The 24,443-nt window shown below is 70.9% G+C and carries 21 protein-coding genes, 3 tRNA genes and 3 pseudogenes; 13 read left to right on the top strand and 14 right to left on the bottom strand.

Annotated elements, in window-relative coordinates:
* Positions 1 to 45 precede the first annotated feature (45 nt).
* Positions 46 to 516: pseudogene (locus RMT89_RS19690) on the bottom strand (hypothetical protein); the annotation flags it as partial.
* Between the two features lie 33 nt (positions 517 to 549).
* Positions 550 to 735, bottom strand: a complete 186-nt coding sequence (locus RMT89_RS19685; protein WP_315885042.1) for a hypothetical protein — start codon at positions 733 to 735, stop codon at positions 550 to 552.
* A gap of 60 nt (positions 736 to 795) precedes the next feature.
* Here RMT89_RS19685 and RMT89_RS19680 point away from each other — a divergent pair, with 60 nt between their 5' ends.
* From RMT89_RS19680 to RMT89_RS45995, 4 genes and pseudogenes are all read left to right on the top strand, one after another.
* Positions 796 to 1,230 carry a hypothetical protein gene (locus tag RMT89_RS19680; protein WP_315885041.1) on the top strand — a complete coding sequence of 145 codons (435 nt, stop codon included), beginning with the start codon at positions 796 to 798 and terminating at the stop codon, positions 1,228 to 1,230.
* Positions 1,231 to 1,517: 287 nt separating this feature from the next.
* Positions 1,518 to 2,171 carry a DUF3105 domain-containing protein gene (locus RMT89_RS19675; RefSeq protein WP_315885040.1) on the top strand — a complete coding sequence of 218 codons (654 nt, stop codon included), beginning with the start codon at positions 1,518 to 1,520 and terminating at the stop codon, positions 2,169 to 2,171.
* A 32-nt stretch (positions 2,172 to 2,203) separates the two neighbouring features.
* A complete protein-coding gene (locus RMT89_RS19670; protein WP_315885039.1) occupies positions 2,204 to 2,863 on the top strand; it encodes a DUF305 domain-containing protein in 660 nt (219 codons plus the stop codon).
* Between the two features lie 200 nt (positions 2,864 to 3,063).
* Positions 3,064 to 3,147, top strand: a pseudogene (locus RMT89_RS45995) (VOC family protein); the annotation flags it as partial.
* Between the two features lie 74 nt (positions 3,148 to 3,221).
* Here the strand turns inward: RMT89_RS45995 and merB are convergent.
* The 5 genes and pseudogenes from merB to RMT89_RS19645 all read right to left on the bottom strand — a co-directional run bounded on the left by merB (position 3,222) and on the right by RMT89_RS19645 (position 4,572).
* Complete coding sequence (gene merB / locus RMT89_RS19665) at positions 3,222 to 3,527, bottom strand: organomercurial lyase (RefSeq protein ID WP_315885038.1); 306 nt, start codon at positions 3,525 to 3,527, stop codon at positions 3,222 to 3,224.
* Positions 3,528 to 3,594: 67 nt separating this feature from the next.
* Positions 3,595 to 3,744: pseudogene (locus RMT89_RS19660) on the bottom strand (FAD-dependent oxidoreductase); the annotation flags it as partial.
* A gap of 424 nt (positions 3,745 to 4,168) precedes the next feature.
* A tRNA-Ile gene (locus tag RMT89_RS19655) sits at positions 4,169 to 4,242 on the bottom strand.
* Between the two features lie 179 nt (positions 4,243 to 4,421).
* Positions 4,422 to 4,494, bottom strand: a tRNA-Asn gene (locus tag RMT89_RS19650).
* Between the two features lie 5 nt (positions 4,495 to 4,499).
* A tRNA-Asn gene (locus tag RMT89_RS19645) sits at positions 4,500 to 4,572 on the bottom strand.
* A gap of 130 nt (positions 4,573 to 4,702) precedes the next feature.
* On the opposite strand from RMT89_RS19645, the gene RMT89_RS19640 reads away from it, so the two are divergent.
* The 4 genes from RMT89_RS19640 (at position 4,703) to RMT89_RS19625 (ending at position 10,276) form a co-directional block, all read left to right on the top strand.
* Positions 4,703 to 5,008 (top strand): YtxH domain-containing protein, encoded by a 306-nt coding sequence (locus RMT89_RS19640; protein ID WP_315885037.1) that lies wholly within the window; start codon positions 4,703 to 4,705, stop codon positions 5,006 to 5,008.
* A gap of 50 nt (positions 5,009 to 5,058) precedes the next feature.
* Positions 5,059 to 6,510 carry an FGGY family carbohydrate kinase gene (locus RMT89_RS19635; RefSeq protein ID WP_315885036.1) on the top strand — a complete coding sequence of 484 codons (1,452 nt, stop codon included), beginning with the start codon at positions 5,059 to 5,061 and terminating at the stop codon, positions 6,508 to 6,510.
* A gap of 104 nt (positions 6,511 to 6,614) precedes the next feature.
* Complete coding sequence (locus RMT89_RS19630; RefSeq protein WP_315885035.1) at positions 6,615 to 8,348, top strand: ABC transporter ATP-binding protein; 1,734 nt, start codon at positions 6,615 to 6,617, stop codon at positions 8,346 to 8,348.
* Positions 8,348 to 10,276: an ABC transporter ATP-binding protein gene (locus RMT89_RS19625; protein WP_315885034.1), complete on the top strand. Its 1,929-nt coding sequence runs from the start codon at positions 8,348 to 8,350 to the stop codon at positions 10,274 to 10,276. Before RMT89_RS19630 ends, RMT89_RS19625 begins: the two co-directional genes overlap by 1 nt.
* Positions 10,277 to 10,312: 36 nt before the next feature.
* Here RMT89_RS19625 and RMT89_RS19620 read toward each other — a convergent pair whose 3' ends face one another.
* From RMT89_RS19620 to RMT89_RS19600, 5 genes are all read right to left on the bottom strand, one after another.
* On the bottom strand, positions 10,313 to 11,620 hold the full coding sequence (locus RMT89_RS19620; protein WP_315885033.1) for an RNA polymerase sigma factor: 1,308 nt from the start codon (positions 11,618 to 11,620) through the stop codon (positions 10,313 to 10,315).
* A gap of 104 nt (positions 11,621 to 11,724) precedes the next feature.
* Positions 11,725 to 13,626 (bottom strand): DNA primase, encoded by a 1,902-nt coding sequence (gene dnaG / locus RMT89_RS19615; RefSeq protein WP_315885032.1) that lies wholly within the window; start codon positions 13,624 to 13,626, stop codon positions 11,725 to 11,727.
* A gap of 38 nt (positions 13,627 to 13,664) precedes the next feature.
* On the bottom strand, positions 13,665 to 14,930 hold the full coding sequence (locus RMT89_RS19610) for an FAD-dependent oxidoreductase (protein ID WP_315885031.1): 1,266 nt from the start codon (positions 14,928 to 14,930) through the stop codon (positions 13,665 to 13,667).
* Positions 14,931 to 15,064: 134 nt separating this feature from the next.
* Complete coding sequence (locus tag RMT89_RS19605; RefSeq protein ID WP_315885030.1) at positions 15,065 to 16,345, bottom strand: deoxyguanosinetriphosphate triphosphohydrolase; 1,281 nt, start codon at positions 16,343 to 16,345, stop codon at positions 15,065 to 15,067.
* Positions 16,346 to 16,383: 38 nt separating this feature from the next.
* The gene (locus RMT89_RS19600; RefSeq protein ID WP_315885029.1) at positions 16,384 to 17,259 is read right to left on the bottom strand and encodes a sirohydrochlorin chelatase; all 876 of its coding nucleotides are present in this window, start codon (positions 17,257 to 17,259) and stop codon (positions 16,384 to 16,386) included.
* A 238-nt stretch (positions 17,260 to 17,497) separates the two neighbouring features.
* On the opposite strand from RMT89_RS19600, the gene RMT89_RS19595 reads away from it, so the two are divergent.
* A complete protein-coding gene (locus RMT89_RS19595; RefSeq protein WP_315885075.1) occupies positions 17,498 to 17,968 on the top strand; it encodes a YdcF family protein in 471 nt (156 codons plus the stop codon).
* A 161-nt stretch (positions 17,969 to 18,129) separates the two neighbouring features.
* Positions 18,130 to 20,220 carry a molybdopterin oxidoreductase family protein gene (locus tag RMT89_RS19590; RefSeq protein ID WP_315885028.1) on the top strand — a complete coding sequence of 697 codons (2,091 nt, stop codon included), beginning with the start codon at positions 18,130 to 18,132 and terminating at the stop codon, positions 20,218 to 20,220.
* On the opposite strand, the gene RMT89_RS19585 is transcribed toward RMT89_RS19590, so the two are convergent.
* Positions 20,215 to 20,622, bottom strand: coding sequence for a gamma-glutamylcyclotransferase family protein (locus RMT89_RS19585; RefSeq protein ID WP_315885074.1), 408 nt, complete (start codon positions 20,620 to 20,622; stop codon positions 20,215 to 20,217). The two genes, RMT89_RS19590 and RMT89_RS19585, sit on opposite strands and share 6 nt — an antisense overlap.
* Before the next feature lie 144 nt (positions 20,623 to 20,766).
* Between RMT89_RS19585 and RMT89_RS19580 the strand changes: the two genes are divergently transcribed.
* Both RMT89_RS19580 and RMT89_RS19575 read left to right on the top strand, forming a co-directional pair.
* Positions 20,767 to 22,407: a M4 family metallopeptidase gene (locus RMT89_RS19580; protein ID WP_315885027.1), complete on the top strand. Its 1,641-nt coding sequence runs from the start codon at positions 20,767 to 20,769 to the stop codon at positions 22,405 to 22,407.
* 90 nt (positions 22,408 to 22,497) lie between these two features.
* A complete protein-coding gene (locus RMT89_RS19575) occupies positions 22,498 to 22,968 on the top strand; it encodes a phosphotransferase (protein WP_315885026.1) in 471 nt (156 codons plus the stop codon).
* A gap of 35 nt (positions 22,969 to 23,003) precedes the next feature.
* On the opposite strand, the gene RMT89_RS19570 is transcribed toward RMT89_RS19575, so the two are convergent.
* Positions 23,004 to 23,588 carry an NAD(P)H-dependent oxidoreductase gene (locus RMT89_RS19570; RefSeq protein ID WP_315885025.1) on the bottom strand — a complete coding sequence of 195 codons (585 nt, stop codon included), beginning with the start codon at positions 23,586 to 23,588 and terminating at the stop codon, positions 23,004 to 23,006.
* A 248-nt stretch (positions 23,589 to 23,836) separates the two neighbouring features.
* On the opposite strand from RMT89_RS19570, the gene RMT89_RS19565 reads away from it, so the two are divergent.
* Positions 23,837 to 24,358, top strand: a complete 522-nt coding sequence (locus tag RMT89_RS19565) for a hypothetical protein (protein WP_315885024.1) — start codon at positions 23,837 to 23,839, stop codon at positions 24,356 to 24,358.
* Positions 24,359 to 24,443 lie beyond the last annotated feature (85 nt).

Here is a 24,443-nt window from a genome sequence, read left to right as displayed (position 1 = left end):
GCGACCCCAGCGCACGATGGCAGTCACGGGCACCCAGCAGCAGCCGCGCCAGGCCGTGTCGCCGCCCGCGTTGATGATGCGCAGCCGGACCCGCTTGCCGGGCTTGCCCTGGTAGGTGGCCGGGTCGGCGGGGACCCGGCCGTTCACCAGGTGCTAGGGGTACTTCACGTCGCCGCCGAGCAGGACCCGGCCGTTCACCAGGTGGTAGGGGTACTTCACGTCGCCGGCGTCGCCGCCGAGCAGCTCGCTCTCGGCGCCCATGAGCATGAACTTCATCGGCATCCCGCCGGAGGAGGGCGAGCCGGACGGGGCCTGGGAGCCCTCCCCCATATCCATGCTGCCCATGGCACCCATGTCGTGGCCCTCCATGCCGCCGGAGCCGGAGTCACCGCCCATGTCCATGCCGCCCATGCCCTGCCGCAGCTCGGCCAGGACCTCGTCGGGGGTGCCGCTGATGCCGTCGACCCAGTCGTCCAGGACGACGACCCACTCGTCGTCGCACGCAGTTCCTTGCCTCCGAGCCGTACGGCAGCGGCACCGCCCCCGTGATCACCCGCCTGCCGGAACGAGAACGAGAACGGCCCACGTCGCCTCGCCGTCGCCTACCCTGCCGAGCACACCCAGCTCGCCCTCACCCTCGACGAGACCGGCCGCATCGTCCACGAGACTCCGACCGCACTCGGCCAGCTCATCGCCCGCACCTTCGGCTACGCCGAAACGGACGAGGACGGCCATGACCACTGAGCGTCGGGCGAAGCCGACGCCCACCCACAGGCACCGCCTAATATCGGCTGTGTGGGGCGCCGGACACAGCACACGGCCCGCGAAGCGCGGTGGACCACGCGGATCGCGGGGCTCTGCGCTGCCCTGGCCGCGCTGCTCGCCGCACTGGTGATCTGCCTGGGACCCGTGGCCCACGGCCAGAGCGCCCAGGCCACCGCCTCCATGGCCACCATGTCCGCCGCCGCGGCCCCCACGGACATCCCTGCCGAACACCACACGACGACAGCCGCGCCCCCGTCCGACTGCCCCAGCGGCGACGATGTGTGCTGCCGCCCGGCCGCCGACGGCGTACGAGCCCTCCTCGCCGCTCCCGCCCAACCCCTCACGGCGATCCTGCCCCGTGTGGCGGACCTCCCCAGACAACCGGACACCCCCGCACAGTCCACCGGGCCCGCGCCGGTCTGCCTCGCTCCCGATCTCCACGTCCTCCAGGTGCAACGGACCTAGACCCGTACTTCGCAGGTCACCCGATCGTGAAGACCAAGCGGTCGTAGCTGATCGCTCGCCGGTCGGAACCGCAGCAGCGATGGCCGTCTCGGTCCGGCCCGGTCGAGATCGGACGCCGTGAGGCCGATGCGGAGAACCTTTTCGGCGACCTGCGAAGTACGGGCCTAGACGGGCATCACGCCACCGTGCCCCCGCGCGTACGGTCGGCCGACTCCCGCCATCCATCCCCACATCTGCGCCCATCGCCGCCCGGCGACACCGCGCGGCGAGGACGAGGAACAACAGCCATGAGCAAGACGAGCAAGAAGGCCGCCGCCGAGGCGCGGCGGGCCAAGATAGAGGAGATGCGCCGCGCCGAACGGGCCCGCGAGCGCCGCAACCGGATCATCTTCATCTCGATCAGCACGGTGATCGTCGCCGGGCTGATCGGCTGGGGCGGGTACGCCATCAACAGCGCCAACGAGAAGGAGCAGCGGCAGGCCGCCGCCGCCAAGGAGCCCGTGAGCGGCGAGAAGACCTGGGACGCGAAGAAACTCACCCGGAACCATGTCCAGAACACCGTCGACTACCCGATGAAGCCGCCCGTCGGCGGCGACCACAACCCGGCGTGGATGACCTGCGAGGGCACCGTCTACACCAAGGCCATCGGCAACGAGAACGCCGTGCACTCCCTGGAGCACGGCGCGGTCTGGGTGACGTACAACGACAAGGCCACCGACGCCGACATCAAGACGCTGAGCGACAAGGTCTCCCAGACGCCCTACACCCTGATGAGTTCGAACCAGAGCCAGTCCGGCACCGTCATGCTGTCGGCCTGGGGCCACCAGCTCAGCGTGGACAGGGCGTCCGACCCCAGGGTCGAGCAGTTCCTGACCAAGTACGTCCAGGGCTCGCAGACCCCCGAGCCGGGCGCCACCTGCGCAGGGGGGCTGACCGCCTGATGAGGGATACGACCGTGACGACGACACCCGACATGACTGATTCCGACGACGCGCCCACCCGCAAGCCGTCATCCCGCGGCCCGTGGGCCGTCGCCGCGGCGGCGGTCCTGGTCGCCCTCGGCCTTCTCCTCTGGTTGGTGGCCGCTCCCGGCGACGACGACACCTCCGACGTGCCCACCGCCGCCTCCGCCGACGCGGGCTTCGCCCGCGACATGGCCGTCCACCACCAGCAGGCCGTCGAGATGTCCTTCATCATCCGCGACCGCACCGACAACGAGGACGTACGCCGCCTCGCCTACGACATCGCCCAGACGCAGGCCAACCAGCGCGGCATGCTGCTCGGCTGGCTCGACCTGTGGGGCCTGCCGAAGACGTCCTCCGACTACATGACGTGGATGAAGGGAGGCGGCCACATGGGCCACGAGCCGAAGGACGGCTCCCTCATGCCCGGCATGGCCACCAACACCGAACTGGACGAACTCCGTCAGGCCGACGGAAAGAGAGCCGAGATCCTCTACCTCCAGCTGCTGACCGACCACCACATGGGCGGCGTCACCATGGCCCGCGCCTGCGCCCAGCAGTGCGAAGTCCCCCAGGAACGCCAACTCGCCCAGGGCATGGTCGAAGCCCAGCAGTCGGAGATGAAGCTCATGGCGGACATGCTGAAGGACCGCGGCTCGGCACCCCGCTGACGAGGCCCTCGCCGCAAGGGCGAGAGCCTGCTCCTCGACCCGGCGGCGAGGGACGTGAGAGCGGGGCATACGAGTCGGCCCTCGGGACGCCGGACCACAGCCGGCCGCCGCCGGCCCGGCCCTCCTGGCCCCGGCTTCTGAGCTCACCGATTCTTGTACGGCATACGCCGGGGGAACTCGCCACGGTGCTCGGCATGTCCGTCCACGACGCTCCCTGGGCCCGCGAGATCGAACTGCGGGACATGGACGGCATCAGGCTTCGGATCGGCACGCCGAGAGCCTGACCGTCGCCGGGCACCGCGCACGACGTCCGGGCTGCCCGTGGGCCCGTGACGACGGCGCGGCAAACCAGCGGGGGTCAGCAGCAGTCGGCCGCCGGGGTGCCGGCCAGGGCCTGCTCGATCAGCGGCCGTCCGGTCTCGTATGCCCCGGCGACGGGCAGGATGCGCGCGTCCGGGTGTTCGGCGAGCCAGTCCTGTGCGGCCTCGGCGCTGACGAAGAAGTGGATCCGGTTGCAGAAGGAGGCGCGTACGGAGGCCGGGGCTGCGGGCGTGACCAGCGAGACGACCGCGGTGGCCACCAGCAGTTGCTCCGCCCGGAGTTCGGTGGCCTCGCCCGCGCGTACGGCGGTGAGCGTGTAGCCGCCCGCGTCGCGGCGCACCATGGTGACGGTGGACGCCGGTGTGCACGGCGATCCCCTCCGCGCCGAAGACGTCCTCGATGACGGCGGAGACTTCGGGCTCCTCGAACGGGGCGAGTCTGTCCAGGGCCTCCACCACGGTGACCTGCGTCCCGCGGCGGGCGAAGAGCTGGGCCTGCTCCAGGCCGACGGCGTTGCCGCCGACGACGATCAGCGAGGCGGGCAGGTGGCCCAGTTCCATGGCGGTGGTTGACGTCAGGTAGCTGGCCCCGGCCAGGCCATCGGGGGTGGCTGCGTAGAACCGGCCGTCGGATGGGTCGACGCCGAGTCCGTGGACGTGACTCACCGCCGTCTGCTCCTGTTCCGGCTGCTGCCACAGGCCGCCAGCCCGGTGGCCAGGAGCGTGGCGGCGAGGGCGGGAGAGCCCCGTTCCCGTTCCTCGTGTCCCCTGAGCGTCCCCTGGATCTTGCTTTTCGGCTTCGCTGTGTAACTTCCAGCAGCCGAGCTTGCTGTGAATCGCCGCAGATCAGAGCCTTGGCAAGTGCGCTCGCACGCCCGCTGCGACACCTCAAACAGCTCGTGAGCAGCGGATTCTCTCCGTTGGGACCGAGTAGGTTACTCAGCGGCACTGAAGAGACGTTTCCGCAGGTCAGGCAGGTTACAGGTGGGGCGGGTGGGACTCGAACCCACGGCCGACGGATTATGAGTCCGCTGCTCTAACCGGCTGAGCTACCGCCCCATAGCGGCGTGTCGCGCACATTTGTACGCGCCGTCTGCCGCAGCATAGCCGCTCATACGATCTCCTGCTTCGGATGGTCGACTACGCATGCCCTGAAGGACTTCGGCGCGCCGCGCGCGGTTCCCGGGCACCTGAACCAGACATGAAAAAGGACCCCGGAAGGGTCCTCGTTCGTTCTGCTCCCCCGACTGGACTCGAACCAGTAACCTGCCGGTTAACAGCCGGCTGCTCTGCCAATTGAGCTACGGAGGACCGAGCTCCCCCGACTGGACTCGAACCAGTAACCTGCCGGTTAACAGCCGGCTGCTCTGCCAATTGAGCTACGGAGGAATGCCTCGTTGCATCGAACGTACCTACCTGGGTATTCGCCAGGGGGCGGGCGCTCGCTGCGACACATACATTAGCGCAAGCAGGGGGGTGCTCCGCCAATCGGTACTCCCACGAGGGAAGGCTGGCCGCCATGCGCTACAAGCTCACGTTCGTCGTCGGGCTGGCTCTGGGTTACGTCCTCGGCACCCGTGCCGGACGCGAACGCTACGAACAGCTGAAGAAGTCGGCGCGCCAGGTGGCGCAGAACCCGGCGGTCCGCAACACCGCGGAGACCGCGGCCCAGCAGGGTCGGGTGTACGCCGGCAAGGCCTACCACGCGGTCAGCGACAAGGTCGGCGACCGGGTCCCGGAGTCCGTGACCCAGCGAGTCCACCGCCTCCGCGACCGCCACCCCAACGGCCAGGCGGAGGACGACTGGGGCACCAGCAACACCTGAGCGGGACGAGGTAGGCACGGTCACCCCTCACCGTGCGGCAAAATTGCGCCATGGGGATAGTCGCCGGGTTGGACAGTTCGCCCGATTTCACACGCATCGTCGTCTGTGACGCGGACACGGGAGCCGTGCTCAGGCAGGGGTATGCCCCGCATCCGGTTGAGTCCCCGGAGGGCGGGCGCCCCTCGGACGTCGATCCACAGGCCTGGCTCCTCTCCCTCGGTGAAGCCGCCGGCGGCGGTCTCCTGGAGGGGGTCCAGGCCATCGGCGTCTCCTCGCAGCAGAACGCCGTCGTGCCCCTCGACTCCCAGGGCAACACCACCCGCCCCGCGATGGTCGGCGGCGACAAGCGGGCCCAGGTCGCCGCAGCCGATCTCGTCGACGCGCTCGGCGGGCGCGAGGCATGGGCACAGGCCGTCGGATGCGTACCGCAGGCCCCCCACCCGGTGACCAAGCTCCGCTGGCTCAGCAAGAACGAGCCCGACGCCGCCGCCCGCACCGCCGTTCTCCTGCAGGCCCACGACTGGCTGGTGTGGCAGCTGCTCGGGCGCCCGGTCCGCAGGACCACCGACCGCGGCGGCGCCTCCGGCACCGGCTACTGGTCCGCCGCCGGCGGCGCCTACCGCACCGATCTCGTCGAGCTGGCGCTCGGTCACCAGGCCATGTTGCCCGAGGTGATCGGCCCCGCCGAGGCGGCCGGTACGACGCCGGAGGGACTGCTGATCTCCGCCGGGACCGGCGAGACGATGGCCGCCGCCTTCGGGCTCGGCATCGGGCTCGGGGACGCCGTCGTGTCGCTCGGCGCCTCCGGGTCCGTGATGGCCGTCCACCCCGAGGCCCTGCACGACCCGAGCGGGATGATCACCGCGCTGGCCGACGCGACCGGCATGCACCTCCCGGTCGTCACCACCCTGAATGCCGTACGGACCCTGCGCGGCACCGCCGAGCTGCTCGGGCTGCCGGATCTGGAGAGCCTGTCCGAGCTGGCGATGAAGTCGACGCCGGGGGCGCACGGTCTGGTGCTGCTGCCCTATCTGGAAGGTGAGCGGACGCCGAATCTGCCGCACACCGCCGGGACCCTGGCCGGGCTCAGGCGGGAGGCGATGCGGCCGGAGCATCTGGCGCGGGCCGCGTTCGAGGGCATGCTGTGCGGACTCGCGGACGCCCTCGACGTACTGCGCGGCCGGGGGGTCGAGGTGCGGCGGGTCTTCCTGCTGGGCGCGGCCGCCGAACTGCCCGCGGTGCAGGCCTCGGCGCCCTCGCTGTTCGGCGCGCAGGTCGTCGTACCGCAGCCCGCGGACTACGCGGCGATCGGTGCCGCCCGGCAGGCCGCCTGGGCGCTCGGCGCTTCGCAGGGCACCCTCGACCCGCGTACCCCGCCGGCCTGGCAGGGCGCGGCGGCGCAGGTGCTGGAGCCCGGTGAGGAGCTGGCGGTGGGGCAGGCGGTGCGGCAGCAGTTCGTGTCGGTGCGGGAGCAGACCCATCCGGGGGCGTTTCGCTCGTAGCACACCCTTGTTGGGTTAATCAGTTGAGGTAACACCACGGGAGTGTTCGACGATAGGGGCCAAGGGCAACCAGCCGCCCCGCCGCCGACTCCGAGAGACACAGCGTGCTCATACGACTCCTGCGGACCTACCTCAGGCCCTATCGAAAACCCATCGCCCTGCTGGTGCTGCTCCAGTTCCTGCAGACCTGCGCCACGCTCTACCTGCCCACCCTCAACGCGGACATCATCGACAACGGTGTCGTCAACGGTGACACCGGCTACATCCTCAGTTACGGCGCCCTGATGACCGGCATCTCGCTGGCGCAGGTCGTGTGCAACATCGGGGCCGTGTACTACGGCGCCCGGACCGCCGCGGCGCTCGGCCGGGACGTGCGCGCCGCCGTCTTCGACCGGGTGCAGTCGTTCTCCGCGCGGGAGGTGGGCCACTTCGGCGCGCCCTCGCTGATCACCCGCACCACCAATGACGTGCAGCAGATCCAGATGCTGGCCCTGATGACGTTCACGCTCATGGTCTCCGCGCCGATCATGTGCGTCGGCGGGATCGTGCTGGCCCTCGGCCTGGACGTGCCGCTGTCCGCGGTGCTGGTCGCCGTGGTGCCGGTGCTGGGCATCTGCGTGACCTTGATCGTACGGCGGCTGCGGCCGCTGTTCCGGGCCATGCAGGAGCGTCTGGACACGGTGAACCGGGTGCTGCGCGAGCAGATCACCGGCAACCGCGTGATCCGCGCCTTCGTCCGCGACGAGTACGAACAGCAGCGCTTCCGCAAGGCGAACACCGAGCTCACCGACATGTCGCTGGGCACCGGAAACCTGCTCGCGCTGATGTTCCCGATCGTGATGACGGTGGTGAACCTGTCGTCGATCGCGGTGGTGTGGTTCGGCGCGCACCGCATCGACAGCGGCGGCATGCAGATCGGTGACCTGACGGCGTTCCTCGCCTATCTCATGCAGATCGTGATGTCCGTGATGATGGCCACCTTCATGTTCATGATGGTGCCGCGCGCGGAGGTGTGTGCCGAGCGGATCCAGGAGGTCCTGGACACCGACTCCAGCGTGGTGCCGCCGGTGGCGCCGGTGCGGGAGCTGCGCCGGCACGGGCACCTGGAGATCCGGGGTGCGGGCTTCCGCTACCCGGGTGCCGAGGAGCCGGTGCTCAAGGGCATCGACCTGATCGCCCTGCCCGGCGAGACCACCGCCGTCATCGGATCGACCGGCAGCGGCAAGTCCACCCTGCTGGGCCTGGTCCCCCGGCTGTTCGACGCCACCGACGGGCGGGTGCTCGTGGACGGGGAGGACGTGGCGACGATCGACCCGAGGGTGCTGGCCAAGACCGTCAGCCTGGTCCCGCAGAAGCCGTATCTGTTCGCGGGGACCGTGGCGACGAACCTTCGCTACGGCAATCCGGACGCCACCGACGAGGAGTTGTGGCACGCGCTGGCGGTGGCGCAGGCCAGGGAGTTCGTGGAGCGGCTCGAAGGCGGGCTCGACGCGCCGATCGCCCAGGGCGGGACGAACGTCTCCGGGGGGCAGCGGCAGCGGCTCGCCATCGCCCGGACACTCGTGCAGCGCCCCGAGATCTATCTTTTCGACGACTCCTTCTCCGCGCTCGACTACGCCACCGACGCGGCCCTGCGTGCCGCGCTGTCCCGGGAGACCGCCGAGGCGACCGTGGTGATCGTCGCCCAGCGGGTGGCGACCATCCGGGACGCCGACCGGATCGTGGTGCTCGACGAGGGCCGGGTCGTCGGCACCGGTCGGCACCATGAGCTGATGGCGGACAACGAGACGTACCGGGAGATCGTGCTCTCCCAGCTGACGGAAGCGGAGGCCGCCTGATGGCCGGGCCGATGGGGCGGATGATGGCCGGCACAGGACCGGACCACCGCTCGCTGGACTTCAAGGTGTCGGGCCGGCGACTGGTCGCCCAGTTCAAGCCGGAGCGGCTCACCATCTACGTACTGCTGCTCTGTGTCGTGGTCAGCGTGGGTCTGTCGGTCGTCGGGCCGAAGATCCTCGGCAAGGCCACCGACCTGGTCTTCGCGGGCATCGTCGGACGGGAGATGGCGCCCGGCGAGACGAAGGAGCAGGTCCTCCAGGGCATGCGGGACCGGGGCGACGGCAACATGGCCGACATGCTCCGCAGCACCGACTTCACACCGGGCGAGGGCATCGACTTCACCGCCGTCGGGAATGTGCTGCTGCTCGCGCTCGCCGTGTTCACCGTCGCCGGGCTGCTGATGGCGGTGGCGACGCGGCTGGTGAACCGGGCCGTGAACCGGACCATGTACCGGATGCGCGAGGACGTCCAGACCAAGCTGTCCCGGCTGCCGCTGTCGTACTTCGACAAGCGGCAGCGCGGTGAGGTCCTCTCCCGCGCGACGAACGACATCGACAACATCGGGCAGACGCTCCAGCAGTCGATGGGCCAGCTCATCAACTCGGTGCTCACCATCATCGGCGTGCTCGCGATGATGTTCTGGGTGTCGTGGATCCTGGCGCTGGTCGCGCTGGTGACCGTGCCGCTCTCCTTCTACATCGCCACCCGCGTGGGCAAGCGGTCGCAGCCGCACTTCGTGCAGCAGTGGCGCTCGACCGGCAAGCTCAACGCGCACGTCGAGGAGATGTACACCGGGCACACCCTGGTGAAGGTGTTCGGGCGGCAGGACGAGTCGGCCGAGCAGTTCGCCGAGCAGAACGACGCGCTGTACGAGGCCGGGTTCAAGGCGCAGTTCAACAGCGGGATCATGCAGCCGCTGATGATGTTCGTGTCGAACCTCAACTATGTGCTGGTGGCGGTGGTCGGTGGTCTGCGGGTCGCGTCGGGCTCCCTGTCCATCGGTGACGTCCAGGCCTTCATCCAGTACTCGCGGCAGTTCTCGATGCCGCTGACGCAGGTCGCGTCGATGGCGAACCTGGTGCAGTCCGGGGTCGCCTCCGCCGAGCGGATCTTCGAACTCCTCGACGCGGAGGAGCAGTCGGCGGACCCCGTGCCCGGGGTGCGGCCGGAGGAACTGCGCGGGCGGGTGGCGCTGGAGGGCGTGTCCTTCCGGTACGACCCCGAGAAGCCGCTCATCGAGGACCTCTCGCTGACGGTGGAGCCCGGGCAGACGGTCGCGATCGTCGGCCCGACCGGCGCGGGGAAGACCACGCTGGTCAACCTGCTCATGCGGTTCTACGAGGTCTCCGGCGGGCGGATCACGCTGGACGGGGTGGACGTCGCGACGATGTCCCGGGACGAACTGCGCGCCGGGATCGGCATGGTGCTGCAGGACACCTGGCTGTTCGGCGGGACCATCGCGGAGAACATCGCGTACGGCGCTGCTCGCGAGGTCACTCGGGGCGAGATCGAGGAGGCGGCGCGGGCGGCCCACGCGGACCGGTTCATCCGTACCCTCCCCGACGGCTACGACACGGTGATCGACGACGAGGGTTCCGGGGTGAGCGCCGGTGAGAAGCAGCTGATCACCATCGCCCGGGCGTTCCTGTCGGACCCGGTGATCCTGGTGCTGGACGAGGCGACGTCCTCCGTCGACACCCGCACGGAGGTCCTGATCCAGAAGGCGATGGCGAAGCTCGCGCACGGGCGTACGTCGTTCGTCATCGCGCATCGTCTGTCGACGATCCGGGACGCGGACACGATCCTGGTGATGGAGAACGGCTCCATCGTGGAACAGGGCGCGCACGGCGAGCTGTTGGCGGCCGACGGGGCGTATGCGCGGCTGTACAAGGCGCAGTTCGCGGAGGCGGTGGCCGAGGTCGACTAGGCAGCGCGGGGGCCGCCACCGGGCGGCCCCCCTTCCTCAGTCCAGGTAGCCCCTCAGCTGGTCCGCGAAGGCGTGGTCGCGGAGCTTGTTCAGGGTCTTCGACTCGATCTGGCGGATGCGTTCCCGCGTCACGCCGAAGATGCGGCCTATCTCCTCCAGCGTGCGGGGGCGGCCGTCGGCCAGGCCGTAGCGGAGCTGGACGACCTTGCGTTCGCGTTCGCCCAGGGTCGACAGAACCGCCTCCAGATGCTCCCTGAGCAGCAGGAACGCCGCCGATTCCACCGGGCTCGCCGCGTCGCCGTCCTCTATCAGGTCGCCCAGCGCCACATCGTCCTCCTCGCCCACCGGGGCGTGCAGGGAGACCGGTTCCTGGGCCAGGCGCAGCACCTCGCTCACTCGCTCCGGGGCGAGGTCCAGATGGGCGGCCACCTCCTCCGGGGTGGGCTCGTAGCCGCGTTCCTGGAGCATGCGCCGCTGGACCCGGACGACCCGGTTGATCAGCTCCACGACATGGACCGGGACGCGGATCGTACGGGCCTGGTCGGCCAGGGCCCGGGACATGGCCTGGCGGATCCACCAGGTGGCGTACGTGGAGAACTTGTAGCCGCGGGCGTAGTCGAACTTCTCGACGGCGCGGATCAGACCCAGGTTTCCCTCCTGGACCAGGTCCAGCATGGTCAGTCCGCGGCCCACGTACCGCTTGGCCACGGAGACCACCAGCCGCAGGTTCGCCTCGATCAGGCGGCGTTTGGCCATCCGGCCCATCACCACCAGGCGGTCCAGGTCCAGCGCCAACTGGCTGTCCAGGTCGGGGGTGCTGCTGAGCTTCTCCTCGGCGAACAGGCCGGCCTCGACGCGGCGGGCGAGTTCGACCTCCTCCGCTGCCGTGAGCAGGGGGATGCGGCCGATCTCCCGCAGATACTGGCGGAACAGGTCCGAGGAAGGACCGCTGGTGTCGGCGCGGGCGGCGCGCACCGGCTCCACCGGCTCGGGCGCCTCGGTCTCCACCGGCTCGGCGGGCGGTTCTTCGAGTACGGCCGGGCTCTCCGGCTCGGTCTCGGGGTGGTGGACGGCACGGTTCTGTGGGGGCACCGCGACGAGAACGTCGGACTCTGCGTCCGGTTCTGTGTCTGTGCCGCCGGCAGTCCTGCCGTCGGTCTGGGTCAGGGTCTGGGTCTGCACGGGGGCGACCTCCAGGATGATCGCTGCTGGAAAGTGCGGCAGCGCGGCTTCGAGGGCGGAGTCGGCGGCCTTGCCGCTGTCCGTCCCGTACGCGATGAGCGGAACCGCGGGGGTGTGGGACCCGTGGGGGACGGATCGGCCGCGCTCCGAGGACTCAGGCACCGGAACCCAGTGTGGAGTACGACACATCGCCGCCACGAGGGGCGTGCGGTGACTTTTTGCGTCCGGTCCGTGACCGGGTGGTTATCGCGCCGGGCCCGGAAGGCCTAGAGAGCTGCGGCTCCGTGCTCCCGCAGGGCCTGGTCGTACTGCTGGAGCACCCACAGTTCGTTCTGCACCGCGGCGAGTTGGGCCGGGTCCCCGCCCGCGGAGAGCCGGGTCATCTGGGACTGGATGTCACGAATGCGACGCTCGACGGCTCGACGGCGGACCGTGACGAGCTGTTCGCCCGCGTAGTTCTCGTCGACGGTGCGGCGCATGATCGCCTCGACGGCGAGCTCGGTGACCATCGCGCGGACCGAGTCGTCGGGTGCCGCGTCCCGCACCCGGACCAGATAGTCCTGCGGATCCTGTACGCCGTACTCGGCGCCGCCCGCCTCCATGACCGCCTGGCGTACGGCGGCGTAGGGGGCGGCCGTGAACTCGTCCATGCCGTAGGCGTCGAAGGCCGGGGAGACCAGCTCCGGGCGCTGGAGGGCGAGCTTGAGCAGCTCGCGCTCGGTGGCGTAGACGGGGTTGCGGAGGTTGAGCGCCGGGCCCCCGGCCATGGGCCGCGGGGCGGCGTCGTACGGCTGCTGGGGGCCGCGCGCCGGGGCCGGGCCCTTGCCGCCGCGGTCGCGGGCCCAACGGGCCAGCTGGGCCACTCGCTTGACCACGAACTGGGTGTCGAGGATGCCGAGCATGCCGGCGAGCTGGACGGCGACCTCGTGCTGGGCGCCGCTGTTCTTGATGCGGGCGACGATCGGCGCGGCCTCGTCCAGGGCGGCGGCGCGGCCCGCCGGGGTGTCCAGGTCGTAGCGGACGACGATCTGGCGGAGCGCGAACTCGAAGAGCGGGGTGCGGGGTTCGACCAGGTCGGCGACGGCCTCGTCGCCCTTGGCGAGGCGCAGCTCGCAGGGGTCCATGCCGTCCGGCGCGATGGCGATGTAGGTCTCGGCGGCGAACTTCTGGTCGTCCTCGAACGCGCGCAGGGCCGCCTTCTGGCCTGCCGCGTCGCCGTCGAAGGTGAAGATCACGCGGGCCGAGCCGTTGTCCATCAGCAGCCGGCGAAGGATCTTGATGTGGTCGCCGCCGAAGGCGGTGCCGCAGGTGGCGATGGCGGTGGTGACCCCGGCGAGATGGCAGGCCATGACGTCGGTGTAGCCCTCGACGACGACGGCGCGGGAGGACTTCGCGATGTCCTTCTTCGCCAGGTCGATGCCGTAGAGGACCTGGCTCTTTCGGTAGATCGCCGTGTCAGGCGTGTTGAGGTACTTCGGGCCGTTGTCCGCCTCGTACAGCTTGCGGGCGCCGAAGCCGACGACCTCGCCGCCGATGTCGCGGATCGGCCACATCAGGCGGCCCCGGAAGCGGTCGATGGGGCCGCGGCGGCCCTCCTGGGCGAGGCCGGAGAGGAGCAGTTCCTTGTCGGTGAAGCCCTTGCCGCGCAGATAGCGGGTGAGGTGGTCCCACCCCTGCGGGCTGTAGCCGACGCCGAAGTGGACGGCGGCGGCCTGGTCGAAGCCGCGCTCGGCGAGGAAGAGGCGGCCGGTCTCGGCCTCGGGGCTGATGGCGAGCTGCTCGGAGTACCACTCGGCGGCGATCTTGTGGGCCTCGACCAGGCGGATCCGCTCGCCGCGCTGGTGAGCGGGGTTGTACCCGCCCTCCTCGTAGCGCAGGGTGATGCCGGCCTGGCCGGCGAGCCGCTCGACCGCCTCGGAGAAGGAGAGGTGGTCGACCTTCATCACGAACGTGATGGTGTCGCCGCCCTCCTGGCAGCCGAAGCAGTGGAAGAGCCCCTTGCTCGGGCTGACCTGGAAGGACGGCGACTTCTCGTCATGGAAGGGGCACAGCCCCTTGAGGTTCCCGCCGCCCGCGTTGCGCAGCTGGAGGTACTCGGACACCACGGCGTCGATCGGGACCGCGTCCCGTACCGCCTTCACGTCCTCGTCGTTGATCCGTCCTGCCACGCAGCGATTCTACGGTGGTGGACCGACAGTCCTGACGCCTACGGGATGAGGCTTTCCAGCGCTACGTGCGGGTCCGCCAGTGCCTCCTCGTTCACCTGTGCCCTGGAGCGGATCAGCCGCTGGATGGGGTCTGTGACGTCCCACACATTCACATTCATCCCGGCCAGCACCCTGCCCTCCTTCAGCCAGAAGGCGATGAACTCCCGCTTCCCCGCGTCCCCTCGGATCACCACTTCGTCGTAGGAGCCGGGGGGCGCCCAGCCGGAGTACTCCATCCCCAAGTCGTACTGGTCGGAGAAGAAATAGGGCACGCGGTCGTAGACGACGTCCCGGCCGAGCATCGCGCGTGCTGCCACCGGGCCGCCGTTGAGGGCGTTGGCCCAGTGTTCGACGCGCAGGCTGGTGCCGAAGAGGGCGTGCGGGAAGGAGGCGACGTCACCGGCGGCGTAGATGTCGGGGTCGGAGGTGCGCAGCCGTTCGTCGACCACGACGCCGCCGCCGTGGGCGCGGTCGGCCAGATCGAGCCCGGCCGCCTCCGCGAGCCCGGTACGCGGCGCCGCCCCGATCGCGGCCAGCACGTCGTGCGCCGGGTGCTCCTCGCCGTCGTCCGTGCGCGCGGACAGCACCACGCCGTCCTGCCCGGTGATCTCGGTGAGCCGCGCCCCGAAGTGGAAGCGCACCCCGTGCTCGCGGTGCAGCTCGGCGAAGAGCTGGCCGAGCTCCGGGCCGAGGACGCCGTGCAGCGGGGTCGGCTCCGGCTCGACGACGGTGACCTCGGCGCCGTACTCCCGGGCCGCCGCCGCGACCTCCAGGCCGATCCAGCCGGCCCCGGCGATCACGATGTGGCCGTTGTCCCGGCCGAGTGCGGCCAGCACGCCCTTGAGCCGCTCGGCGTGCGCGAGCCGGCGCAGATGGTGGACGCCGGCCAGGTCGGTGCCCGGGATGTCGAGGCGACGGGGCTCGGCGCCGGTCGTGAGCAGCAGCTTGTCGTAGTGGACGACCGTGCCGTCCTCGCCGAAGCGGACCGTCTTCGCCGTCCGGTCGATCGCGTCGACGGTCTGGCCGAGATGCAGCTCGATGTCGTTCTGCGCGTACCAGGCGGGCTCGTGCACGAAGACGCTGTCGCGTTCCTCCTTGCCGAGCAGATAGCCCTTGGACAGCGGCGGCCGCTCGTAGGGGTGGTCGCGCTCGTCGCTGATCAGTATCACGCGGCCCGTGAAGCCCTCCGCCCGCAGCGTCTCGGCCGCCTTCGCGCCGGCGAGTCCTCCTCCGACGATGACGAATGTCTGATCCGCGTCGACCACTTGATGCCTCCTCGTAAGGGTGCCGCCACATGGGAGCGTCCCGCACGGAGCGTGATGGGGGAAGAGGGGGTGGCCCGATCAGGCCACGGAGGGTCACATTCGGGCGCGTTTCACTTCACTCATGACCGTCACTCTCACGGATGCCCCGTCAGACGCACGTGAAGCGAACGGGCCGAGGCATCGGTGAGGGACGCGATCTGGTCCACGATCACCCGCTTGCGCGCCCGGTCGTCGGGGGCCCGGTCGAACAGCGCCCGGAACTGAGGGTCGAGCCCCTCGGGTGCCCGCGCGGTCAGTGCCTCGGCCAGTTCGGCCACCACGATCCGCTGATCGGCCCGCAGCCGCTCCTGCTCGGCCCGCTGCATGACGTACCGGTCGGCGACGGCCTTCAGCACCGCGCACTCCAGCCGTGTCTCGTGCGGTACGACGAGTTCGGCGCCGTATCTCGTGAGCCGCCCGGTGCCGTACGCGGCGCGGGTGGCGGCCTCCGCGGCGAGGCAGAAGCGGCCGATGAGCTGGCTGGTGGCGTCCTTCAGCCGGGCCTGGGCGACGGCGGTGCCGTCGTAGCCGTGCGGCCACCAGGGCTCTTCCTGGAGTCGGTCGAGGGCTGCGGCGAGTTCGGCCGGGTCGGTGTCCTCGGGGACGTACCGTCCGATGGCGACCGCGAAGACGGCCTGGCGTTCCGGTTCGGCGTGCAGGCAGTTGGGGTCGACATGGCCCGCGTGCAGGCCGTCCTCGACGTCGTGCACGGAGTACGCCACGTCGTCGGACCAGTCCATCACCTGAGCCTCGAAGGTGGCGCGGGTGCCGGGGGCGCCCTCGCGGACCCAGTCGAACACCGGCCGGTCGTCCTCGTAGGCGCCGAACTTCGGGGACTTCGGGTCGGTGGGGTGGGCGCCGCGGGGCCAGGGGTACTTGGTGGCGGCGTCGAGGGTGGCGCGGGTGAGGTTGAGGCCGACCGAGCCCTCCGGGGTGAACCGTTTGGGCTCGATGCGGGTGAGGAGCCTGAGGGACTGGGCGTTGCCCTCGAAGCCTCCGCAGTCCTCGGCGAACTCGTTCAGGGCCTGTTCGCCGTTGTGGCCGAACGGGGGGTGGCCGAGGTCGTGGGAGAGACAGGCGGCTTCCACGAGGTCGGGGTCGCACCCCAGGGCCGCGCCCAGCTCTCGGCCTACCTGGGCGCATTCGAGGGAGTGCGTCAGGCGGGTGCGGGGGCTGGCGTCCCAGGCCTGGCTGTAGGTGCCGGGGGTCACCACTTGGGTTTTGCCGGCGAGTCTTCTCAGGGCCGATGAGTGGAGGACCCGGGCTCGGTCCCGTTGGAAGGCGGTGCGGCCGGGGCGCTTGTCCGGCTCCTTGGACCAGCGCTCGACTGACGTCGGGTCGTAGCCGGGGGGTGGGATGTGGTTCTCGTCCGCCATGTGTCGACAGTAAGCGCCATCGCGTCCGCCCAGGACTCTTACGTGGCGAGTACGGGTTGTCGGTGGCTGGTCGCGCCCCTGAGATGGGTGCTCGTGGCCTCGGTCGCCGAGCTCTGGTCGTAGCGGTGCAGGAGGAGTCTCGCCATCGCCGGGTGGGGGCCCAGCGGGGCCGAGGCGATCCAGGGGGCCCGGGCCGCGCATTCCGTCGCGAAGCGGCCCGGGGCCGTGAAGTAGGAGGCGACCGCTATGCGGTGATGGCCCTGAGCCGTCAGGGTCTGGATGGCGGCCGGGACCGTGGGGCCGGCCGTGGTGGCGTAGGCCGGGAGGACCGGGGCGCCGAGGCGTTCCGAGAGGAGGGCCGCCGTGTGGTTGGTGTCCACCTTCGACTCCGGGTCCCGGGAGCCCGCCGCGGCCAGGACCACTGCCGTTCCGGGCGTGTTCTGCCAGCCCGCCTCCATCAGGCGGTCGTACAGGGCCTCCACCACAAGGGGATGGGGGCCGAGCGCCTTCGCCACGCTCGTGCGTACGCCGGACTCCGCCGCCATCTCGGGGATGTCCCGCTTCACGTGGTAGCCGCGGCTGAGAAGGAGGGGGACCAGGATGGCCGCGTCCGTGTCCAGGGCGGCGAGCGTGTCGGGGAGCAGGGGCTCGTTCAGTTCTATGTGGCCCAGACGTACGGGGAGGCCGGGGCGGAGTTCGCGGACTCGGTCCAGGAGGGTGTGGACGGTGCTCAGGGCTCGCGGGTCACGGCTGCCGTGGGCCACCACCACCAGCGCGGGCGGGGTGGGGCGGCGCCGGCCGTCGAGCGAGACGAGGCTGAGCTGGCTGGCGAGCTGGCTGCTGATCCGGTTCATGAGGTGCGCCGTACTGTCGAGGGACGTGGACTCGTCGTGAAGTGATTTCGACGCCGTCATGAACCGATGGTGGTGGCCGGAGGTTGCCGCGCCGTTGCACGGGGGTCACGGGTCTTTTCCGCAGGTTCACCGTCCGGCACCCGGGGCGTGTGAGGCGGCGGGACCTGCGGTTTCGGCGGTCGGAGTGAGCTTGGTCACGCAACCTGGGCAGGACGTTCGACGTCCTTTGCTGCATGAGGTCCGCCGGCCACGTCTGCCGCGCACCCGTACCGGCCGACGGCGGCTGGTGCAGGCGCTGATGGCGGCGTGCGTGCTGGCGCTGCTGCCGATGACCTGGATGTACGTCTCCACGGGCGACCGGCTGCGCACCGTCGCCGACGCGCCCCGCACCGACGTGGCCGTCGTCTTCGGCGCGGGCCTGTGGCAGGGGGAGCCGTCGCCGTATCTCGCCCATCGCCTGGACGCGGCGGCCGAGCTGTACCGCGCCGGGAAGGTGAAGGTCGTGCTCGTCACCGGCGACAACAGCCGTAACCGGGACGCGGACGGTGGGGCCGTGACCGTACCGCCGGAAGAGGTGCCGGTCGCGAGCGGTGAGATGGCGCAGGGGCATGACGGAGAGAACCTCCTGGCTGTTTCGAGTGGGGAGGCGTACGCCGTGCGGAAGCCGTGCAGCGGCGCCTGGCTGCACGTGGCACGACTGCAGCTTCGGTTTTTCAACTCTCAACTAGGCGTGATCGGCCAGGTAAGGAACGAAATGCGTCACATGTGACGTCTTTCACATCCGTGGCAACTTCCGCCCCTCCCGGCGGCAACTCAAGGGCGGGCCGGTGCGCCCTCACGCCGGTCGGGCCGCCGCGGGGAGGTCGCCGTCCCGGCGGCGTAACAATCCGCCGTCACGGCACGTAACACGGCCGAAGCACGCTGGAGGGCATGCAGAACACCGCCACGCCCACGCACTGTCCGTACTGCGCCCTGCAGTGCGGGATGAATCTGACGGCCGCCCCGGACGGGACGGTCGAGCTGAGTGAGCGGGCGGACTTCCCGGTGAACCGGGGCGCGCTGTGCGGCAAGGGCCGTACGGCGCCGGCAGTGCTCTCCTCCCGGGTGCGGCTGACCTCCCCGTTGGTGCGCTCCGAGGGCACGCTGGTGCCCGCCTCCTGGGAGGAGGCGCTGGACCGGATCGCCGAGGGGCTGAGCCGCACGCGGACGGAACATGGCCCGGACGCGTGCGGGGTCTTCGGCGGTGGCGGTCTGACCAACGAGAAGGCGTACACGCTCGGCAAGTTCGCGCGGGTGGTGCTCGGCACCTCGCAGATCGACTACAACGGCCGCTTCTGCATGTCCTCGGCGGCGGCCGCCGGCATGAAGGCCTTCGGGCTCGACCGCGGGCTGCCGTTCCCGCTGGAGGACATCCCCAGGACCGGCTGTGTGATCCTCGTCGGGTCCAACCTCGCGGAGACCATGCCGCCGTCGCTGCGCTTCTTCAACGAGCTGCGCGAGAACGGCGGCACCCTGATCGTCGTCGACCCGCGCCGCACCAAGACCGCCGAACAGGCCGACCTGCACCTCGCGCCCCGCCCGGGAACCGACCTGGCCCTCGCGCTCGGGATGCTGCACCTGGTCGTCGCCGAGGGGCGCACGGACGAGGAGTACATCCGCGAGCGGACGACCGGCTGGGAGGAGGCCCGCGCGGAGGCGCTCGCCCACTGGCCCGAGTACGTCGAGCGGATCACGGGCGTGTCCGTGCCCGAACTCCGCGAGGCGGTACGGATGTTCTGCGCGCCGGAGTCCGCGATGGTGCTCACCGCCCGCGGCCCGGAACAGCAGTCCAAGGGCACCGACACGGTGGGCGCCTGGATCAACCTCTGCCTGGCGACCGGCCGCGCGGGCCGCCCGCTGTCCGGCTACGGCTGTCTCACCGGCCAGGGCAACGGCCAGGGCGGACGCGAGCACGGCCAGAAGGCCGACCAGTTGCCCGGCTACCGCAAGCTGACGGACCCGGAGGCGCGGCGGCACGTCGCCGAGGTGTGGGGCGTGGACCCCGACTCGCTGCCGGGCCCGGGACGCAGCGCGTACGAGCTGCTGGACGCGCTGGGTACGGACATTCGCGCGCTGCTGCTGATGGGCTCCAACCCGGTGGTCTCGGCGCCGCGCGCCGCACACATCGAAGAGCGCATCAAGTCCCTTGACTTCCTTGCCGTCTGTGACGTCGTGCTGTCGGAGACGGCGGCGCTGGCGGATGTCGTCCTGCCGGTGACGCAGTGGGCGGAGGAGACGGGGACGACGACCAGCCTGGAGGGCCGGGTGCTGCTGCGCCGGCAGGCGATCACGCCCCCCGACGGCATCCGCAGCGACCTGGAGGTCATGCACGAGCTGGCCGACCGCCTCGGTGTGGAGAAGGGCTTCCCGACCGACCCCGAGGAGGTCTTCGAGGAGCTGCGCCGGGCCAGCGCGGGCGGCCCCGCCGACTACTCCGGCATCACCTACCGCAGGCTCGTCGAGGAGAACGGCGTGTTCTGGCCGTGCCCGACGGACGGAGACGCCCCGGAGCCGGCCCACCCCGGCACGCCCCGCCTCTTCCACGACCGGTTCGCCACGGAGGACGGCCGGGCGCGCTTCGTACCGGTCGCGCACCGGGCCGCGGCCGAGGAGCCGGACGACGAGTACCCGGTGCTGCTGACGACGGGACGGGTGGTGTCCCAGTACCAGTCGGGCGCCCAGACCCGCCGGGTCGACGAGCTCAACGCCGCCGCGCCCGGGCCCTTCGTGGAACTGCACCCGCGCCTCGCGGCGCGGCTCGGCGCGGCCGAGGGCGACCCCGTGGCGGTCGTCTCCCGCCGCGGACGTGCGGTGGCCCCGGCCCGCATCACCCACGCCATCCGCCCCGACACGGTCTTCATGCCCTTCCACTGGCCGGGCGAGGGCCGCGCCAACACCCTCACCAACCCGGCCCTCGACCCGACCTCCCGCATGCCGGAGTTCAAGGTGTGCGCGGTGCGGGTGGAGGCGGTGAACTCATAGGCGCAGGGCCCAGTCGCCGCTCTCGATGAGATTGCCGCGCGTCCTCAGGCGGGCGGCGACCGCGGGGGCGGCGACGTACACCCAGGCGCGTACCGGACGTGAGCCGGTGAGCACCTCTCGCTCGACGCGTTCGTAGAGGTTGCGTGGGTCTCCCGGGGCGTAGTCCTCCAGCCTGTCCAGGGTTCTCAGAAGCTCCGCGTACTCCTCCGGGCGGGCCGTGATCAGCTCGCCGCGGACCTGTGCGCCGGGCTCCTCCACGACGTACGGATATCCGGGACCGTCGTAGAGCAGGGCGCCTACCAGGGTCGCCGGTTCCTCCTTGAGTGTGCGGCCGCGGAGGAAGACCTCGTGGTTGGGCTCTCCGGGGCGCAAGGTGCCGTACACGAAGAACGGCAAAGTCACAGGGCTCACAGAAACGATTCTGTCTCCTCACACATCTCCACGGGACGGGCCTGGCCACCGACCTGTCATGGCCCCTTAAATCGCAGGACAAGATCGCTCCCGTCCCCCCTGCGCCGGTCGCCAGGCGCGTTCCCGAGGAGATCCATGAGCCGGATACGGCCGCACGCCCGAGGTTCCCGTCTCGCCACCGCCGGTGTGGCCGTCACCGCGGCCGCCCTGCTCGCCGCGACACTCACCCCGTCAGCCGGCGCCACGGCCGGGCCGACGCGGGCCGACGCCGTCGAGAACGCGGCCAACGCCCTCCCCCGCCTGGGCCTGACCTCCGCGGAGGACACGAAGGTCCGGGATGTGATCGTCGACGCGGACGGCACGCAGCATGTCCGGTACGACCGGACGTATCGTCAACTGCCGGTGCTGGGTGGCGACTTCGTCGTCCACCTCGCCAAGGACGGTACCTACCGCAGCGCCTCCCGGGCCGTGAAGGGTTCCGTCGCCCCGGCCACCGGGGTCACCCCCGCCCTGCCCGCCACCCGCGCCGCCGACCTCGCCGTCAACGCCCTGCGCGCCGCCAATCTCGGTGAGGCGCTCCGGCAGCTCACCGCCAAGCCGCGGCTGGTCGTGGACGCCCTGCACGGCGCGCCCAAGCTGGCCTGGCAGACGGATGTGCTCGCCAAGGACTCCCTCGGCAACCCGGTCGGACGGACCGTGCTGACCGACGCCCGCACCGGCGCGCAGATCGACGCCTGGGACACCCTGGAGACGGTGGGCGGCGACGGGAAGTCGCTGTACAGCGGGACGGTGCCGCTCGACACGACGCTGTCGGGATCGACGTACCAGCTCAAGGACGCCTCGCGCGGGGGCACGTACACCGGCGACGCGGCCAACAAGACCGACCTGTGTCTGCTCGGCACCATCTGCATCAGCCGGGCGCCGTCGACGGTGTTCACCGACGCCGACAACCAGTGGGGCACGGGCGCGAGCACCGACCGCGCTTCCGCGGCGGTGGACGCGCAGTACGGCACGGACATGACCTGGGACTACTTCAAGAACGTCCACGGCCGCAACGGCATCGCGGGCGACGGCAAGGGCTCGTACAACCGGGTGCACTACGGGACGCGGTACAACAACGCCTTCTGGGACGACAGTTGCTTCTGCATGACCTACGGCGACGGTGACGGGACGAACCTCGGTCCGCTGGTGTCGCTGGACGTGGCGGGACACGAGATGTCGCACGGGGTGACGTCCAAGACGGCCGCGCTGACCTACTCCGGCGAGTCCGGCGGCCTGAACGAGGCCACCTCGGACATCTTCGGCACGCTGGTGGAGTTCAACGCGGCCAACTCCTCGGACACCGGGGACTATCGGATCGGCGAGAAGATCGTCCGGGACGGGTTCGGGCAGGACGCGCTGCGCTACATGGACAAGCCCTCCAAGGACGGCAAGTCGGTCGACTGCTGGAGCTCCACCACGGCCAACCTCGAAGTCCACTACTCCTCCGGCGTCGGCAACCACTTCGCGTACCTCCTCGCGGAGGGCAGCGGCGCGAAGACGATCAACGGGGTCGCCCACAACTCGCCCACCTGCAACGGCTCTTCGGTGACCGGCATCGGCCGGGCCAAGCTGGGCGCGATCTGGTACCGGGCGCTGACGGTCTACATGACGTCGTCGACGAACTACGCGGGCGCGCGTACGGCGACCCTGAGCGCCGCGAAGGACCTTTACGGCGCGGGCAGCACGGAGTACGCGGCGGTCGCGGCGGCCTGGAGCGCGGTCAACGTGGGCTGAGCGCACGGGAAATGCGGTGGCCGGGGCGGCAGGGGCGCGGTTAGGCTCCCCTGCCGCCCCGGCCCCACCTTCTGGAGCCCTGGGCCGAAGATGCGCCCCGACGAACTCGACATCGACGCGGAGCCGGTCCGCCGGCTGATCGCGGAGCAGTTCCCGCAGTGGGCCGGGCGTCCGGTCCGGCCGGTCCGCTCCGCCGGTACCGACAACGCCATGTACCGCCTCGGCGACGACCTGGTCGCACGGCTGCCCCGGCTGCCCGGAGGGCAGGGGCAGATCATCCGGGAGCACCGCTGGCTGCCTCGACCGGCCCCGCATCTGCCGCTGCCGGTGCCGGTGCCGTTGGCAGTGGGTGAGCCCGGCGCGGGGTTCGCGCGGCCGCGGGGGGTGTATCGGTGGCTGGACGGCTCCAATGGGCTGGTCGAACTCGCCGACGTGGCCGTGGAGTTGGGACGCTTCGTCGCCGCCCTGCACATGCGCTCGGCCCCGACGCCCGGTGGTGGGACGCCTGGGGTACCGGAAGGCCGGCGAGGCCCGGCCTGGGGAAGGCGCGGACCTCCATGACGTGATGCTGCTCGGCCTGCGCTGAACCTAACCGCTCAGCCCGCGTACGGCCGCCGCTCCTTCGCTTCGCGCAGGGCGGTCCCCCACCACACCAGCTGGTCGAGCATCGTCTTGGCCGCAGCGTCCGGGCCCGTCGGGTCCTTGAGCCGGCCGGAGTCGTCGAAGGAGGCGCCGGCGTTGTGGAAGGAGACGGTGTCGCGGACGGTCACGGCGTGGAGTTCGGCGAAGACCTGGCGGAGGTGTTCCGTGGCGCGCAGGCCGCCCGCGAGGCCGCCGTAGGAGACGAGGGCGACGGGCTTGGCGCGCCACTCGCCGTAGTGCCAGTCGATGAGGTTCTTCAGGCCCGCCGGGTAGGAGTGGTTGTACTCGGGGGTGAGGACGACGAAGGCGTCGGCGCGGGCCAGCTTCGGGGTGACGCCGGTGAGGGCCTCGACCGCCTCGGGGGTGCGGGCGAAGGACGTGGGCAGGGGGATCCCGGCCACGTCCACGACCTCGGGTGTCAGGTCCTCGTGGCGGCGGAGGTGGTCGAGGATCCAGTCGGCGACGACGGGGCCGAAGCGGCCGTGGCGGTTGCTGCCGATCACGACGGCGACATTCAGGGGTTCCGTGGCGGAAGTCATGCCCACAGCGTGATACCTCAACCATTGTTGAGGTCAAGCGCCGCATCGGGTCACCCGTTCACACGCGCCGCGCACGCACTTCCCCGACACCTTTGGGCTACGGCATTGACCTGCCGAAACACACCGCGCGACCGGCCCACCTGACACCCATTCACCCCAATTCTGACGCTCCCTCAGGAAGCGCTCCCGGCCCGCTGCCCCTTACCTCGGAAGGGCAGTGACCCACCGCCGATCCCCAGGGAGCATCGATGCGCCGTACCGCCCGTCTGCTGATCGGGAGCGCGCTCGCTGTCGCGGCCGCCGGGCCGGTCGCCGCACCGGCGCACGCCGCGGCCGCCGGGAGCCTGGAGCTGTTCCCCTCCTCGGTCGTGCCGGGCGAGCAGGTCACGGTGACCACGACGGCCTGCGCGGACGGCGGTCCGGCGACGGGCGACTCCAGCGCGGTGGGCGCCGGCGCGTTCACGCTGGCGCCGAGCACCCCTGAGCAGGACGCGATCGGCGAGTTCCGGGTGCCGCCGAGCGCGCAGCCGGGGACGTACGAGATCACCGCGACCTGCACCGAGGGCGGGCGGAAGGTGACCGGCGACCTGGTGGTGACGCTGACCTCGCAGCGGCAGCAGGTGCACCCGCGAGGAAGTGTGAAGACGGGGGTCGGCGGCGCACTCGGCCCCGACCCCGTGCAGACCGCGGCCGGCGTGGCGGCTCTCGCCGTCGCCGCCGCGGGCGGTACCTGGCTCCTGCATCGCCGGGCGAGAGGCGACGGGATCTGACGGACACCCTCCGCTGTCCGTCCCGCCGGTACCGCATGTCCCCTCCCCCTCCGGGTCCGACGCCCCTCGCGGCCCGGAGGGGGAC

The organism is Streptomyces sp. P17, from assembly GCF_032436805.1.
Lineage (GTDB): Bacteria > Actinomycetota > Actinomycetes > Streptomycetales > Streptomycetaceae > Streptomyces.
Note: the sequence above shows the minus strand (reverse complement) of the source record. Positions and strands in the feature narration are given on the sequence as shown.

Bases quoted from the DNA above. Each gene is read 5' to 3' on its own strand.
- RMT89_RS19685 (WP_315885042.1), bottom strand. From the start codon at position 735: ATGGCCGTCCTCGTCCGTTTCGGCGTAGCCGAAGGTGCGGGCGATGAG.
- RMT89_RS19675 (WP_315885040.1), top strand. From the start codon at position 1,518: ATGAGCAAGACGAGCAAGAAGGCCGCCGCCGAGGCGCGGCGGGCCAAG.
- RMT89_RS19670 (WP_315885039.1), top strand. From the start codon at position 2,204: ATGACTGATTCCGACGACGCGCCCACCCGCAAGCCGTCATCCCGCGGC.
- merB (WP_315885038.1), bottom strand. From the start codon at position 3,527: ATGGTGCGCCGCGACGCGGGCGGCTACACGCTCACCGCCGTACGCGCG.
- RMT89_RS19640 (WP_315885037.1), top strand. From the start codon at position 4,703: ATGCGCTACAAGCTCACGTTCGTCGTCGGGCTGGCTCTGGGTTACGTC.
- RMT89_RS19635 (WP_315885036.1), top strand. From the start codon at position 5,059: ATGGGGATAGTCGCCGGGTTGGACAGTTCGCCCGATTTCACACGCATC.
- RMT89_RS19625 (WP_315885034.1), top strand. From the start codon at position 8,348: ATGGCCGGGCCGATGGGGCGGATGATGGCCGGCACAGGACCGGACCAC.
- RMT89_RS19605 (WP_315885030.1), bottom strand. From the start codon at position 16,345: ATGGCGGACGAGAACCACATCCCACCCCCCGGCTACGACCCGACGTCA.
- RMT89_RS19600 (WP_315885029.1), bottom strand. From the start codon at position 17,259: ATGACGGCGTCGAAATCACTTCACGACGAGTCCACGTCCCTCGACAGT.
- RMT89_RS19595 (WP_315885075.1), top strand. From the start codon at position 17,498: ATGGCGGCGTGCGTGCTGGCGCTGCTGCCGATGACCTGGATGTACGTC.
- RMT89_RS19590 (WP_315885028.1), top strand. From the start codon at position 18,130: ATGCAGAACACCGCCACGCCCACGCACTGTCCGTACTGCGCCCTGCAG.
- RMT89_RS19580 (WP_315885027.1), top strand. From the start codon at position 20,767: ATGAGCCGGATACGGCCGCACGCCCGAGGTTCCCGTCTCGCCACCGCC.
- RMT89_RS19575 (WP_315885026.1), top strand. From the start codon at position 22,498: ATGCGCCCCGACGAACTCGACATCGACGCGGAGCCGGTCCGCCGGCTG.
- RMT89_RS19570 (WP_315885025.1), bottom strand. From the start codon at position 23,588: ATGACTTCCGCCACGGAACCCCTGAATGTCGCCGTCGTGATCGGCAGC.
- RMT89_RS19565 (WP_315885024.1), top strand. From the start codon at position 23,837: ATGCGCCGTACCGCCCGTCTGCTGATCGGGAGCGCGCTCGCTGTCGCG.